Source organism: Selenomonas ruminantium AC2024, assembly GCF_000687995.1.
Classification (GTDB): Bacteria; Bacillota; Negativicutes; order Selenomonadales; family Selenomonadaceae; genus Selenomonas_A; species Selenomonas_A ruminantium_B.
Genome location: NZ_JIAC01000001.1, coordinates 884,910 through 899,556, shown reverse-complemented (window position 1 = coordinate 899,556; position 14,647 = coordinate 884,910). Strand labels below are relative to the sequence as shown.

The following is a 14,647-nucleotide window of genomic DNA, read 5'->3' as shown; positions in this document are numbered from 1 at the left end:
CCCATTTGGTCGCAATGACTATTATAGGCAAATTATTGTTAAAAGGCAAGAAATAATTAAAAATGCGATTAGATTTATTTATTTTAATAATTTATATTTATTATTGCATAAAAAACCACAAAAAAGGCCTCCCTCTGGATGAGGAAGACCTTTCTCGTTTACCGGATGTTAATTGTCGTACTATGCTGCACTTCTGCCGCTTTCGGCATATTCACATGCAGGACGCCATCTTTGAACTCCGCATCAATGCGGGACTCATCGATATTGTCGATGTAGAAGGAACGGCTTACAGAGCCCATGCGGCGCTCCCTGCGGATGTAATTGCCCTTGTCGTCCTTATCACCGGATTCACTCTGCTGCTGAGCAGCTATGGTGAGATAACCGTTCTGATAGCTGAGCTTTACATCCTCTTTCTTCATGCCCGGCAAGTCTGCCGTCAGCTCATAGCTGTCACCGTTATCCTTCACATCGACCCGCATACCGCCATTGGCATTGAAGCCCGACATGGTGGGGAAGAAATCATCATGGAAAAATGGTTCATTGAACACATCCCAGATGCTGCGCGGAGCATCGCCTGCTGCCAAATCTTTACGACTGCCAAACGGAACCAAACCAAACATAATCAGCAACCCCTTTCTAAATTTATACCGGTCAAGAGTTTGCTGTGCGCTCCTGACTATCTGTTAACATTTCTGTAACCAGGTTCTTTGCTTTCCTTCTTCCTGATTACAATTTTATTATAGCTCAAATAGTCAAAAAGTCAATAGGTCAAAAAGATAAAATTTATCTTTTTTTCGGCTGTCACTGTACGAGTTTTGCAATCAGCTCCCAATTATTTTCCTTGGCAGCCGTCTGCAGTTCCAATAGCAGCGCCGCTTCCCGTTCAGGCAGTCTGTAATCATCGAGGGTTTCCAGCATATAATCCAGACTGTCCATATCCTGGCCTGCAGCAATTTCACGCAGAGCTTCCCAGGTTTCAGCCAATTCTTCTTCCGTGATAGGCGGCTTTCTGTCCGCATCATCCCGCAGGGCAGGTGCATTTTTCTGCTTCATGGGGAACCAGTTCAGCACGCGCTGCCGCAGGTCAAAGGAACAGGTGGTGCCCTTCCCCAGCTCCGTTTCCATATGCAGCTCACTGCCAAAGAGTTTTAAGAGCCGTTGGGTGACATTGAGCCCGAGTCCCATTTCGTTGAGCATATTTTGCGGACGGTCGTCACTAAGCGACAAAACCCTCTGCACCTCCGCAAAGTTTTCCGGTGTAATACCCACACCGGTATCTTTCACCGAGAAATGAAGCAGTACATCGGCAGGACCAATCTTTTCCATCGTAACCTTAAGATGGATGCTGCCCTTTTCCGTAAAGCGTACCGCATTGTTCAGGATATTGACGAGAATCTGGCGGATGCGCAGTTCATCACCGTAGAGGACGCTGGGGATGTCCGGCGGCAGCTCCGTCACCATCTCCAAACCTTTTTCTATCACTTCGTCCATGATTTCGTTATGCAAATCCTGCAAGAGTGTGCTGACCCGATACTCCGCCTCATTCGCGCCTAAGTCTCCTGCCTCCATCTCCAGGAAGTCAAAAATACGTCCCAAAATGCCATAGACCTTTTCTCCGGCCAAATAACACTCACGGGAATATTCCTTGATTTTATCCTCCGTGCTTTCCTTACGGATTTTTCGTTCCAGACGAATTACCGTCTTCAACGGCGCGGCAATTTCCCGGCGCACATTGGCCAGGAATTTGTACTTGGCAATGCTGGCTTCCTCATTTTTCACGGCCAGTTCCCGCAATTCGCGATTGCTCTGCTCCAGTTCCTGCGTAATGACATCCAGGAAAGCCGCCATACGAGTGGACAAAAGCATGCGGGTATTTTCCGGCTCTGTCTCCGGCTCGTCGTAGAAGCTCAGCGCAGATTTATTGCCGCCCTCGCGGAAGCCCACGGCAATCAGCGCACAGTTAAGCAGTCCGCCCTGCCCCTGATAGCAATAAATCTCCCCTGTGCCGCTGCAGCTGCTCAACTGATTGGCAAAACGCTGATAATAGCGCGTCTCCCAATGTTCCTCGCCCTGCAGGAACAGGGAACGAGTACCACAGGCCACAATAAACAGGCCGTCCGGAGCAAACTGGCTCATCTTCTCGCTGGCCAGCTCCGTCTCGTGGAGAAAATCCTCCCGCACCGCATAGGTCAGGCGCACTCTTTCTCCCACATTCACATTCCCGTTGAAGAAGATGCGGCCTTCCTCGTCAAATCCCGGCGGCACACGAGCGATAAGACAGCCCTCACGCTCAATGGTCAAGGGAAATTCTGCGATATTATAGACGAAATTCTCATCCGGTTTGACCTTCAGATAATGGCGGTAAATATCCACCGCCGGCATGTCATCCAACGTGCTGATGACATTGGGCCCCATGGTTTCCGTGATGACCATTTCCTTGCCGATTGGCTTCCAGCCCAGCACATAATCCGCCCGGACACCAAGACTTTCGCCACAAAACACCACCACTACAATGCCCCGGGGCATCAGGTCGCTGCCCATGAGATAATATTTGTCATTGCTCTCCCCCAGCAGAGCACCGGTGATAATGGAACTGCCTGTGCCAATATCCTTCACCGTACCGGTCATGGCACCAAAAACCACGACATTCTCATTGCCGCAGACAAAGCCTTCCAAGAACTTGTCAAAATTGCCATCCGTAGTCCCGAGCACCATTGCCGCCCGCGCATCTGGCATGGCGGCCACCTTCTGGCCGAACTCCACCCCCAGGCGGGCAAAATCTTCGGGAATCCCCGCATATTCCATCAGGCGCAGCTTAGAATTCTGGAAAAATGTACAGTTGAGCTGCACATAGCTTCCCAACTGCGGCGAGAACAACGTCTCCGTAATACCAGCCACCACAGCCCGAGGCAGGAAGCTGCGAATTTTCTCCCGCACCTTCACCGCCTCATCCTTGGGCATCTGACTGAAGGACAACTGAATAAAAATCGCATTGGCCTGTTTGCTGGCAGGACGCATGACGAGTGTCTGCATGACCTTTTCCAGCTTATCCCAAAATCCCTGGTCTCCCTCGCTCCAATTCAGCATGTAATTGTACTGTATCATCGCACATCCTCCTTATGGCGAAAAAATCCCTTACGGAGAAACGCAAGGGATTTTAATACTTCGCTGAGTTACGAACATTATTTGTTTGTACTATTCGCCATGGAGAAAAATTTTTCCTTTATGTCAGGCAAGAAATTTCCGTAAATCCGCCGCAGATTTACCGCAGACCAATGCGACCTGCAAAAGCAGTCGTGCCTTGCGGGGATTCAGCAGGCCGCTGGCAATAAAGCCCGCTTCCTCATAAGACGCTTCGGCCTTCGTCACCATGCCAGAGATACTGCTGCTGGCACGGATGACAACAATCCCCTGCTCCACGGCGACGGCAAGTTTCGCTTCTACCCGCGCAGGAATGCTGCCATTGCCCATACCGGCATAGACAATGCCTTTTGCTCCCTCATCAGCTACCAGCTTCACCAGGCGGCCATCATCATCACTATGACCGTAGAGCACAGGCACATACGGCAATTCCTTTTGACTTGTCAATTTTTCGCTGACACTTAAAGTATTCGGCAGGTGATGAAGTTCCGCACCATGATAGAACACCACCACACCATCGTTTATCGCACCGATGGCTCCTCCCACAGGCGACTGAAACGTTTCCACGGCAGTCGTGGACATTTTCGTCACCAAACGAGCGCTATGAATTTCATTGTTGAGCACCACAAGCACGCCTCTATCCCGGGCATTATCCGCAGCTGCCACCCGCACGGCATCCAAAATATTCAAGGGGCCGTCAGCACTCAACGCCGTGGCGGGGCGCATGGCGCCTGTGATTACCACGGGCTTGTCGGCAAAATGCACCAAATCCAAAAGATAGGCACTTTCCTCCAGCGTGTCCGTGCCATGGGTGATGACAATGCCATCCACATCGGCACTCAACAGCAGTTCCCGCATCCGCTTGACCAAACGCAACTGGCACTCTGTGGTAATATCCTTGCTGTCAATGGCTGCCAGCTGTTCACCGGTGACCTGTGCCACTTCCTGCAGTCCCGGCACAGCCGCCAGTAAATCTTCCACACCTACTGCGCCAGCCTGATAACCGGTGGTTGCCGTGCTGTCCCCAGCCTTGCCGGCAATGGTACCGCCCATAGCCAGTATATGTATTCTCTTGCCCATAAAAATAGCCCCCTTATGATTCGTATAGCTTCATTATACGGATAATAAGGAGGTCACGCAAATCAGCAGCGCAGGCTGGCTTCTTCCAAATGTTACTAACTCTGTGGAAATCTGCTTCTACCTGTGGATAACATCAGCTTTTCATCACAGGTTATCCACAGAATCCACAGGGTTATGCACAAGCTATCTGTGGATAACCCTGTCAAGTCACAATTTTACTTTGACACTAAAAAAGGCGGCCGCTATTTCCCCGTAGCGGCCGCCACAAATTATTTATTCTTCCATTTTGGCTGTCTGATTCACGCCCATCTGCTCATAGAGCTTGTTGAAGCGATTCGTAATCTCAGCCTGCGTGTCTTTGGTAATCTGAGGCATTTCATCCTGTCCCATAGCATCCTTCCAGACGAGACCGGCCTGTTTGAAGCCTTCTTCCACAGCCGCCTGCATCTGCTGGAGTTTTTCAGGGTCACCGCCCGCAATCGCCGTAGCCATATCCATGATGCGGGTAGCTACGCTGTCAACGGAATACGCTCCGCCTTCGCCCACAGCTTCAGCAGCTTCTTCCGGCGTGGTTCCTACTGGCGGCAGAGCAAATTTGTCCGTGCCGAACAGGATACCGTCAAAGTTCAGCTGGCCAATACCTTCATCGAGATAGCCCTGCAGTTTCGCATTCTGCTCGGTGAGGGTCTTAATCATCAGCTGATAACTCTTGTTGATGCCATCCTGCAGTGCATCTACCTGCTCACTGGTGAGCTTGCCTAGCGCCGTAGAGGCCTTCTTGGCTTCGGCAGAAATATCTACCGAGAACGCCTCGCTCGTGGTTGTAGTAGTTTCCTTCGTCGCTTCATTGGTAGTAGTGCTGGTGTTCTTCGTATAACTAGCCTTCACCGCTGCCGAAGTTTGCGACAAAGAAGAAATCATGTTGACATCCATGTTCATCTTCCTCCTTTATCTCTGAACTCCAAAATCAGTTCAAACAAAGATTTCTCCTAATTACATTATCGGTTAAAATCTAGGAAAAAGCAAGGAATTTTTAGACGATTTGGATGGTTTTCAAATTATATTTATTGTATGGTCAGCGAAGAAATTTTTTCAGCAAATCCATCAAGGATATCTGGTCAGCGCTGTGCATCGTTTCCCGGGCCGAATGCATGGCCAGCATGGGCACACCGATATCCATCGTGCGCAGAGGCACAAGGGCTGAGGCAATAGAACCTAACGTGGAGCCGCCTCGGCTGTCGCTGCGGTTGACGAAATGCTGCCAGGAAATCTTATGGGCTTCGCAAAGGCCCCGCACCACAGCCACCGCTTCTGTATCCCCGGCATAAGACTGGGAGGCTGCCTGTTTCAGCACCACACCGCCGCCCAATACTGGCTTGTGGCTGGGGTCGCATTTATCCATGTAGTTCGGATGCAGGGCATGGGCCACATCCACGGACAGCATAAAGCCTGCGGCAATGTCCGCGAGCATTTCTGCCCGCTCCTTGCCCAGCGCCAGATAAATCCGTTCCAATACCTGCAGCAGGACTGCCGAACCAGCCCCCTGCTTGGTCTGACTGCCCACTTCTTCATTGTCAAAGAGGGCAATGAGCCGCAGGCCTGCCAGTTTATCTGCATCCAGTCCCGTCATCCCTTCCAGACAGGCTAGAACTGATGTCAGATTATCCAAACGGGGCGAGGAAATGAATTCTTCCTGCAGGCCGCAAAGCGTGCCTTCTTCGCAGGGATAAGCCGACAGCTCATAGGAGAGGATATTTGACATGTCAACTTTCAGCTCTGCCGCCAACCATTCATGGAAGAATTCTGCCGTCAGTTCCTCGCCGCCCACCGTGGTCAAAGGCAGCATATCCTTCTGCGCGTTGAGCTTGCCCTCGTCATTTACCTCCCGGTCCATATGAATGGCCAGGCTCGGAATAGTCATGAGCGGTCGCGGGAAATTCACCAGCCGCACTTCCGGCTGAAATGGATTTTTCGTCCGCAAAGCTACTTTGCCTGCCAGCGCCAAAGGTCTGTCCAGCCAGGTGCGCAACATCATGCCGCCATATTTTTCCACATTGAGAACGCCGTAGCCCTCCTTCGTAATTTCCGGCTGCGGTTTCAGACGGAAACAGGGAAAATCCGTATGGGCCGCCGCCAGGCGCAAAGGCCCGGCTTCCTTCCCCAGCGCAAAAGCCAGCAATGTGGAATCAAAGGCTTTGACATAATACCGTCCACCTTTCTGCAGCTGCCAGACTTCGCCGAGCTTCAATTCCGTAAAGCCTGCCTTCTGCAATTTCTGTGCCGCTGTCAGCACCGTATGATAAGGAGTGGGCGCCGCCTTGATAAAGTTCAGCAGTTCCTTGATTTCTTTCTTCACGACTCCTCGCTCCCTTCCTCAGCTTCCACAAATTTTCCCAGCACGTAGAAATTGCCGTGAGCCTTGGCAAAAATCTTGCCCTCTTCGCTTTTGAGCTCGCATTCGCAGGTCATCGTATGGCGCCCATCATGGAGGACTTTCGCCGTGGTGACCACTTTAGCCGTAAGCGGCACCGCATGGAGGAAGTCCGTCGTAAGACTGATGGTAACTACTTTTTTATTGCAGGCCAGGCAGACCGCCCCCATAGCTGTATCAGCCATCGTCATGAGCACACCACCATGGGCAATGCCGTATAGGTTGGTATGTACCTCGTCAATGGGCAGTTCGAGCCGCACTTCACCACTAGGAAGCGGCTGTACCTGAATATGAAGATATTCCACAAAGGGATTATGATGATAAAAGCGCACAATCTGCTGTTGCAATTCCGTAAGTTCCTGACTCATAAAGCACCTCACCTATTCTTTCTTCTGCTCAAATTATACTCCTCCCACTAGGAAAATGCCAATCACCCATGATAAAACTAATACTCACAAGGTTTTTCTCTCCCTTATGACGAATATATAAAAATGTGTTGTTCTATGCAGAAAGAAGGTTTTACGATGCAAACTTATAAAATCGCCGTGATTGCCGGAGATGGCATTGGCCCGGACGTTATTGACGAAGGTAAAAAAGTCCTCGCCGGCATTGCGGAAATGGACGGCAGCTTCAAGGTTGAATTTACGGATTTTCCCTGGGGCTGTGAATATTATCTGCGGGAAGGGAAAATGATGCCCGAGGACGGACTCTCCATCCTCAAAGATTTTGACGCCATTTACCTTGGCGCCGTGGGCTATCCCGGCGTGCCCGATGATGTTTCCCTGCAGGGCCTGCTCTTAAAAATCCGCAAGGGCTTTGACGAGTACATCAACCTGCGGCCGGTGAAACTCTTAAAAGGTGCTCCCTGCCCCCTCAAATATGTGAAAGAAGAAGACATCGACATGATTGTCGTGCGGGAAAACAGCGAAGGCGAGTACGCCAATGTGGGCAGCCGCCTCTATCCCGGCACGGAGCAGGAAATCGCTTTGCAGACCGGCGTCTTCTCGCGCAAGGGCTGTGAGCGTGTTATCCGCTATGCCTATGAGCTGGCGAAAAAAGAGGGCAAGACCCTGACCAATGTCAGCAAGGCCAATGCCCTTGGTTACTCCATGGTGTTCTGGAATGAAATCTTTGCCGAAGTCGGCAAGGAATATCCCGAAGTCGAAACCTCCAGCCTTATGGTCGATGCCGCCAGCATGTTCTTCGTCAAAAATCCTGCCCGCTTCCAGATTGTCGTAACCAGCAATCTCTTCGGCGATATCCTGACGGATTTAGGCGCCGCCATCGCCGGCGGCATGGGTCTTGCCGCCGGTGCCAACCTCAACCCGGAAAAGAAATTCCCCAGCATGTTTGAACCCATCCACGGCAGCGCCCCGGATATCGCGGGCAAAGGTCTTGCCAATCCCCTCGCCGCCATCTGGAGCGTCAGTCAGATGCTTGACTTCTTCGAACAGGAAGAATGGGGCAAGAAGGTCATCGATGCCATCGAAACCCTGCTGCAGGAGAAAAAGACACTCACCCCCGACTTAGGAGGCACGGCCAAAACCAACGAAATCGGCAATGCCATCTTGGAAATCCTGCAGCGCTAATCTATACCATGTTGGGAATACTTGTGTAACATCCTAACCTCATCCGCCCCTGCGGGGCACCTTCCCCAAAGGGGAAGGCACTTTTTTGACCATACGAAAAAATAGCTCTAAAAGCCATTTGTCTGAGCAAAGCGAGTTTATGGCTTTTAGAGCTATTTCATTAAAAGGTCAAAATTTGTTTTAGCTTACGGTCTATGCGCAGACTGGCAAAGCAGCACGGCCACGCCGGGCAACTTTCCCTGCCGCCAATTAATAGTTTTCCGCATGAATCTCGAAGTAACTCTGCGGATGAGCGCAAGCCGGGCAAATCTGCGGCGCCTTGGTGCCCACCACGATATGTCCGCAGTTGCGGCATTCCCAAACTTTTACTTCGCTCTTCTGGAATACTTCCTGTGCTTCGACATTCTTCAACAGCGCACGATAGCGTTCCTCATGGTGCTTTTCAATATCGGCCACGAGACGGAACTTGGCAGCCAGTTCCGGGAAGCCTTCTTCCTCGGCGGTCTTCGCAAATCCGGCGTACATATCCGTCCATTCGTAGTTTTCGCCATCAGCGGCATCTTTTAAGTTTACCGTCGTATCGGGCATGCCATCATGGAGTTCCTTGAACCACATCTTGGCATGTTCTTTTTCATTGTCAGCTGTTTTTAAGAATAGGGCAGCAATCTGCTCAAAGCCTTCCTTCTTGGCTTTTGAAGCATAGTAAGTGTACTTGTTACGTGCCTGGCTCTCTCCTGCAAAAGCAGCTTCCAAATTCTTCTCGGTTTGGGTTCCAGCGTATTTACTCATATTACTACCTCCTAAAATATAATTGTCTACACGCTAATATTTTACCATAAGCCAGCCGCCCCTGTAAATGGGACGGCTGGTTTTAATTGGAATCATCATTCTACTTTGAATTTCTGCACTTCATCCTGCAGCATGCTGGCCATCTTCGCCAGCTGTTCGCTGTTGGTATTCATTTCATGAACGGATGCGGACTGCTGCTCGGTGGCCGCCGATACGGTTTCGGAATTAGAAACCACGCTGCGGCTCATTTCCTCAATGTCATGGATGGCCGACTGACAGCTGTCAGCACTGTCCGTAGCTTCCTTGGAGGCGCTGGCAATCTGCTGGGAACGGCTGGCGATTTTTTCCACCAGTTCCACAATAGCAGAGAATTCCCGGCCGGTTTCCTCGACACTGTCTTTGGCCGTAGCCAGATTTTCCGTACCTTCGTTCATGCTATTGACGGCCTGCTGCGTTTCATTCTGAATCTGGCCAATGAGGCTGGCAATCTGACTGGCAGCTTCTTCGGACTGGGCAGCCAGCTTGCGGATTTCATCAGCGACTACAGCAAAGCCGCGACCTGCATCACCGGCACGGGCTGCTTCAATAGCCGCATTGAGGGCCAGCAAATTCGTCTGCTCAGCAATGCCGGAAATGGTATCGGTAATGCGTCCGATGGTATCGGAACGCTCACCCAGACTGTTGACTACGCGAGCCGATTCGCCTACAACTTCCGAGAGGCGGGCCATATCCTTAACGGTGCGGGTAACCACTTGATTACCGTTCTGGGCTTTTTCCGTGGCCTGCTGGGTTTCCACAGCGGCCCGGCGGGCATTGTGGGCCATGCCGCCAATGCGTTCCATCAAGGTATCCATGGACTGCGAAGCATCATCGATAGCGGCCAGCTGTTTGTTGGTTGCCCCAGCCACGTCCGTGATGGATTCTGCCACCTGCTGGCTGGCAGCTGCAGACTGGGTGGTCATTTCATTGAGCTGCGCTGCGTCGCTAGCCACCTGGTCAGCCGACTCTTTGATGGAGCCCATAAGATGACGCATATTACCGCCCAGAACCTTGAGGATTTCCACCATCTGGCCGATTTCGTCCTCCCGGGCCGTATACTCCGGCTTAACGGGTTCTGCCCGGTAATCCCCATGGGCAAATTTCTGCAGTCTGCCCGTCACGAAGCTGATGGGGTCGCCGAAACTCTGGGCAATCTTTACGCCCAATGCAGCCATGATTGCCGACACAATCACAATGATAATTGCCGAAATCACGATTTTCTTATAGAGGGCTTCCTGATTTTCTTTCATGTATTTGGCAGATTCTGCGTCAATGTAGTCAATCCAGGAGCCGGTACCAACAATCCAGCCATAGGGCTTGAATTCCATAACGTAGTTGCGTTTCGGCAGGGGCTGGCTTTCGCCCGGTTTCGGGTAAGAGAAGTTGACAAAACCGCCGCCATCCTTCTGGCCTTCTTTCAGCATGTTTTCCATGTAGGGCACGCCATTGGGGTCTTTTTCGCCGCGGCGCATTTTGCCTTCAGCACTGCGGTTGCCGGCATGAGCCACGCAGATACCAGTAGTCTTTTCATCGGCAAAGAAATAGCCCTTGCCTTCGTCATAGCGCACGGAGCGCAGAACATCGAGGCAAAGTTCCTTAGCCTGCGCCTCGGTGAATTCTCCGGACTGCTGGCGGGCATAAATGCCGTTCAGCGAGGAAACCACACCTTCTGTCTGCAAGCGCAGCTCCCTATCGTAGTGGTCAGCCAATTCCTTGTGGTACTCCTCCACTAATTTGTCGTTGTCTGTGATGGTGACGTATAAAAAATAACATCCCACTGCCATCGTTGCAAAGACACTGACCGCCACGAACAGCGCTGTCAGTTTGCCTTTTACTGACTTCATAAAAAACATAAATTCTCCCTCCTTAGAATCTTTTTATGCGAATATTGCGTTTTATAGGAATAATTCTACTCGCAAAGGCGGTTTCCTGCCTGTAGGTAAAGTTTTCTTTTGAGATACAATATTCTTGATTCGAGGTGCAAGGCGCGGCGGGCGGGGAATATCTGTCTTCCGCTAATGCCTAGAGCTAAAATATTTTTTGCCCTTAATCCATTAGCTGGGAAAGTCAAAACTCGCTCCGCTCAAACAATAGACTTTCCCAGCTAAAACAGCGGTATGGCAAAAAATATTTCTTAACGCTCTATGCCTTACGCTCCAGCCAGACATTCCCCACCCGCCGCTCGCTGTCGCATTGCTTTTCTTCAGTTTTTCTCTCCTGAATATACGAAAAAGTTCCCTGCACGAGATTACCCTCTTGCAAGGAACTTCATATTTTATATAAATCGTAGCAGCAAGCGCTGAAAATCTACAGTATCCCCATGAGCTTGGCACACGTGCTTGCTTTTGGGGTGGAGCGCACTGCCGCAGGCTGGCTCCCCAAAGAAAAAACTAAACACAACGCTGAAAGCCGCGACGTGGTAACCGGAGCAGGTAACTAAATAAACGGCATTACCGAAGGAGCCATTTGCGCGGAAGCCCAAAAGTAAGCACTTGTGCCTGCCTGTATTTAGGGCGCCGGCCAAAAAGTAAGCACCTGCGCCAGCACTCATTATGCAAAAATCAAGCGTTTATCGTCCGAAACCCACTAGCCTTATGCAGCCGATTCATAATCGCCAGCCCCAATCCTTCCGAGGTCGTCCCCTCTCCCAGCAGAATATCGGCTTCTTTTTCATCAAAGCTGCGCAGAGCCTCATAGATATTGGCCGCAATGGCAGGCAGGTTCCCCTGATGGCCGTAATCTGCCATCAGCTCCTGAGGCAAAACCTCCTTCAGTTCTTTTAGCACTTCATGGCTGGCCATGACGCCCACGATATGACCTTCACTCTGCAGGCGTTTGACTTCCTGCTGGAACGCCCGTGCCATGCGGGTGGGCATACCTTCAATCAGTGTCAACGGAGCTTTTGGTGCATAATGGGTGTACTTCATCCCCGGTGCCTTGGGCACAGAATCCGCACCCACGAGTGCGGGGTCAATGATGACACTGCCTTCGCCCAAAACTTCTTCGAGCATTTCTTTCGTAATGGCACCGGGACGCAGGATGATGGCCTTGTCCCCCGTGGCATCTACAATGGTGGACTCTACACCGAAATCACAGGCACCGCCATCGAGAACCATGGGAATCTTTCCCTCCATGTCCACCAATACCGACTCTGCTGTGGTCGGACTGGGACGGCCAGAGATATTGGCCGATGGCGCCGCAATGGGCACACCTGCGGCGGCAATTAAAGCCCTTGCCACATCATGTTCCGGCATCCTTACACCGACAGTCGCCAAACCTCCGGTAATCCTGTCAGGCACGATTGCCTTGCGGGGCAGAATCAAGGTGATGGGGCCGGGACAGAACGCAGCGATAAGTTTTTCCGCCTTTTCGGGAATCCGTGTGGCAATCTGGTCAATCATGGAACGATTGGCCACATGGAGAATCAGCGGATTATCCGATGGGCGCCCCTTGGCCTGATAAATTTTGGCGCAGGCATCTGCATCAAGGCCATTGGCCCCCAGACCGTACACCGTTTCCGTGGGGAACGCCACCACTTCGCCACGGCGGATAAGCTCTCCTGCTTCATGGAGAGCTTCCTTCCGGGCTTTGACATTATCTATCTGAATACATTTCGTCTGCATGTTCTTACTTCTTACGCCTCTTTCCAAGCTATCACAACCCGCTCAATACCGGCGTAGTCCTTCAGTATCTCCGTGCGGGTAATCAAGGGATTGGCCTGCGCAAGTTCCGCCACATCCTTCGCCTGGTTAATCCCCACTTCAAAGGCTATAAAACCTCCAGCCATCAGCATGGCCGGAGCCTCGCTGCAGAGCCGCCGGTAAAAATCCAAGCCGTCTTCACCGCCGTCCAGGGCCGTATGCGGCTCACTGAGCTGCACATCCTCCGACAAGCCGGCAATATCGGCTTTGGGAATATAGGGCGGATTGGAGAGAATTGCCGTATAAGTTTTTCCCTGCAACGGTGCGAGCAAATCCCCGGTGAAGAAATGCGCCCTGTCCATAAGCTCGAGGCTGGCCGCATTCTCCTCCGCCACTGCTCTGGCTTGCGGGGAAATATCCACGGTATCAAGTTCCGCATCTTTTACAAAATGCAGGACGCTAAGGCCCACCGCCCCGGTACCAGTGCCGATGTCGGCAATGCGGGGATTATCCCCCCCCAGCTGACGCAAGCGTTCCACAGCCCCCTGCACGAGAATTTCCGTATCAGGACGGGGTACAAGCGTATCCTTGGTGACCTTAAAGGTCAGCCCCATGAATTCCTTTTCTCCTAAGATATAGGCCACGGGCACATGGTTTACGCGCTGCTTAATCATCTCCCGAAAGGCAGTGAGTTCGTGCGCCTGCAGGGGTTCATCAAAGTGCACATAGAGGTAAATGCGCTGTTTATGAAGCACATGACCGAGCAGCACCTCTGCGTCCAGACGGGGATTTTCAATGCCCTTCTGGGCAAAGTAATCTTCCGTCCATTTGAGAATGCGGCCGATTGTCCATATTTCATTTCCTGCCATTACTTCACCTGTTTCAGCCGTTCCGCCTGGTCAGCGGTAATCAGGGCATTTAAGATTTCGTCAAGGTCACCGGCAAGCACAGCATCGATACGGTGCAAAGTCAGGCCGATGCGATGGTCGGTCACCCGCCCCTGCGGGAAGTTATAGGTGCGGATGCGCTCACTTCTATCGCCGCTGCCCACCTGATTCTTGCGGTCAGCAGAAATGTTATCCATCTGCTCCTGCTGGGCCTTGTCGAGAAGTCTTGCCCGCAGCACCTTCATGGCCTTGTCCTTGTTCTTGAGCTGAGAGCGCTCATCCTGACACTGCACCACAATTCCCGTGGGAATATGGGTAATGCGGATGGCACTTTCCGTGCGGTTGACGTGCTGGCCGCCCGCACCGGACGCGCAGTAAAGGTCGATATGCAAATCCTTGGGGTCAATAGCCACATCCACATCTTCTGCTTCCGGCAGTACCGCGACGGTGACTGCCGAGGTATGAATGCGCCCGCCGGATTCAGTCGCTGGCACACGCTGTACACGATGGGTGCCGCTTTCGTATTTGAGCTTGCTGTAAGCACCGAAACCCGTGACCATGAAGGAAATTTCCTTATAGCCACCGAGCTCCGTGGGGCTGGCATCGATGATTTCCATCTTCCAGCCCTGCTTTTCCACATAACGGCCATACATGCGGAACAGGTCACCGGCAAAGAGCGCCGCTTCCTCACCGCCGACACCGCCGCGGATTTCCACGATGACGTTCTTGTCGTCATTGGGGTCTTTGGGCAACAGCAAGATGGGCAGTTCTGCGTCGAGCGCTTCCTTCTGCCCCTTCAATTCTGCAAGTTCCTCTTCCACAAACTTGCGCATCTCATCATCCAGCGATTCAGCAAACATGGCCTTGGCATCTTCGATGCCCTTGACCACATCCTTGTACTCCCGGAATTTTTCCACGATGGGGGTCAGGCTGGCATGTTCCTTGCTGTACTTCTGCCAGCGGCTCATATCTGCAATCACATCCGGGTCGCTGATTAGCGATTCCAGTTCCAAAAATTTATCTTCAACGGCTTGGAGTTTTTCCAGCACT

At 51.8% G+C, this 14,647-nt stretch carries 12 protein-coding genes; 1 reads left to right on the top strand and 11 read right to left on the bottom strand.

Features of this window, described 5'->3' with window-relative positions:
- Positions 1-158 precede the first annotated feature (158 nt).
- From P157_RS0104130 to P157_RS0104105, 6 genes are all read right to left on the bottom strand, one after another.
- Positions 159-620: an Hsp20/alpha crystallin family protein gene (locus P157_RS0104130; protein ID WP_026759901.1), complete on the bottom strand. Its 462-nt coding sequence runs from the start codon at positions 618-620 to the stop codon at positions 159-161.
- Positions 621-801: 181 nt separating this feature from the next.
- Positions 802-3,105, bottom strand: coding sequence for an ATP-binding protein (locus P157_RS0104125; RefSeq protein WP_026759900.1), 2,304 nt, complete (start codon positions 3,103-3,105; stop codon positions 802-804).
- A 123-nt stretch (positions 3,106-3,228) separates the two neighbouring features.
- Positions 3,229-4,221: an asparaginase gene (locus P157_RS0104120; RefSeq protein ID WP_026759899.1), complete on the bottom strand. Its 993-nt coding sequence runs from the start codon at positions 4,219-4,221 to the stop codon at positions 3,229-3,231.
- A gap of 273 nt (positions 4,222-4,494) precedes the next feature.
- A complete protein-coding gene (locus P157_RS13820) occupies positions 4,495-5,154 on the bottom strand; it encodes a hypothetical protein (protein ID WP_051598486.1) in 660 nt (219 codons plus the stop codon).
- Positions 5,155-5,296: 142 nt separating this feature from the next.
- Positions 5,297-6,577, bottom strand: a complete 1,281-nt coding sequence (locus tag P157_RS0104110) for a M18 family aminopeptidase (RefSeq protein ID WP_026759898.1) — start codon at positions 6,575-6,577, stop codon at positions 5,297-5,299.
- Positions 6,574-7,020, bottom strand: a complete 447-nt coding sequence (locus P157_RS0104105) for a PaaI family thioesterase (protein ID WP_026759897.1) — start codon at positions 7,018-7,020, stop codon at positions 6,574-6,576. Before P157_RS0104105 ends, P157_RS0104110 begins: the two co-directional genes overlap by 4 nt.
- A 156-nt stretch (positions 7,021-7,176) precedes the next feature.
- On the opposite strand from P157_RS0104105, the gene P157_RS0104100 reads away from it, so the two are divergent.
- Positions 7,177-8,241: a tartrate dehydrogenase gene (locus tag P157_RS0104100; protein ID WP_026759896.1), complete on the top strand. Its 1,065-nt coding sequence runs from the start codon at positions 7,177-7,179 to the stop codon at positions 8,239-8,241.
- Positions 8,242-8,490: 249 nt separating this feature from the next.
- Here the strand turns inward: P157_RS0104100 and rbr are convergent, their stop codons facing one another.
- From rbr to prfA, 5 genes are all read right to left on the bottom strand, one after another.
- Positions 8,491-9,030, bottom strand: coding sequence for a rubrerythrin (rbr, locus tag P157_RS0104095; protein ID WP_026759895.1), 540 nt, complete (start codon positions 9,028-9,030; stop codon positions 8,491-8,493).
- 95 nt (positions 9,031-9,125) lie between these two features.
- Positions 9,126-10,922: a methyl-accepting chemotaxis protein gene (locus tag P157_RS13815; protein WP_051598485.1), complete on the bottom strand. Its 1,797-nt coding sequence runs from the start codon at positions 10,920-10,922 to the stop codon at positions 9,126-9,128.
- A gap of 708 nt (positions 10,923-11,630) precedes the next feature.
- On the bottom strand, positions 11,631-12,692 hold the full coding sequence (locus tag P157_RS0104085) for an L-threonylcarbamoyladenylate synthase (RefSeq protein ID WP_026759894.1): 1,062 nt from the start codon (positions 12,690-12,692) through the stop codon (positions 11,631-11,633).
- Positions 12,693-12,703: 11 nt separating this feature from the next.
- Positions 12,704-13,579, bottom strand: a complete 876-nt coding sequence (gene prmC, locus P157_RS0104080) for a peptide chain release factor N(5)-glutamine methyltransferase (protein ID WP_026759893.1) — start codon at positions 13,577-13,579, stop codon at positions 12,704-12,706.
- Positions 13,579-14,646, bottom strand: a complete 1,068-nt coding sequence (prfA, locus tag P157_RS0104075; RefSeq protein ID WP_026759892.1) for a peptide chain release factor 1 — start codon at positions 14,644-14,646, stop codon at positions 13,579-13,581. The genes prmC and prfA overlap by 1 nt, the downstream gene beginning before the upstream one ends.
- Position 14,647 lies beyond the last annotated feature (1 nt).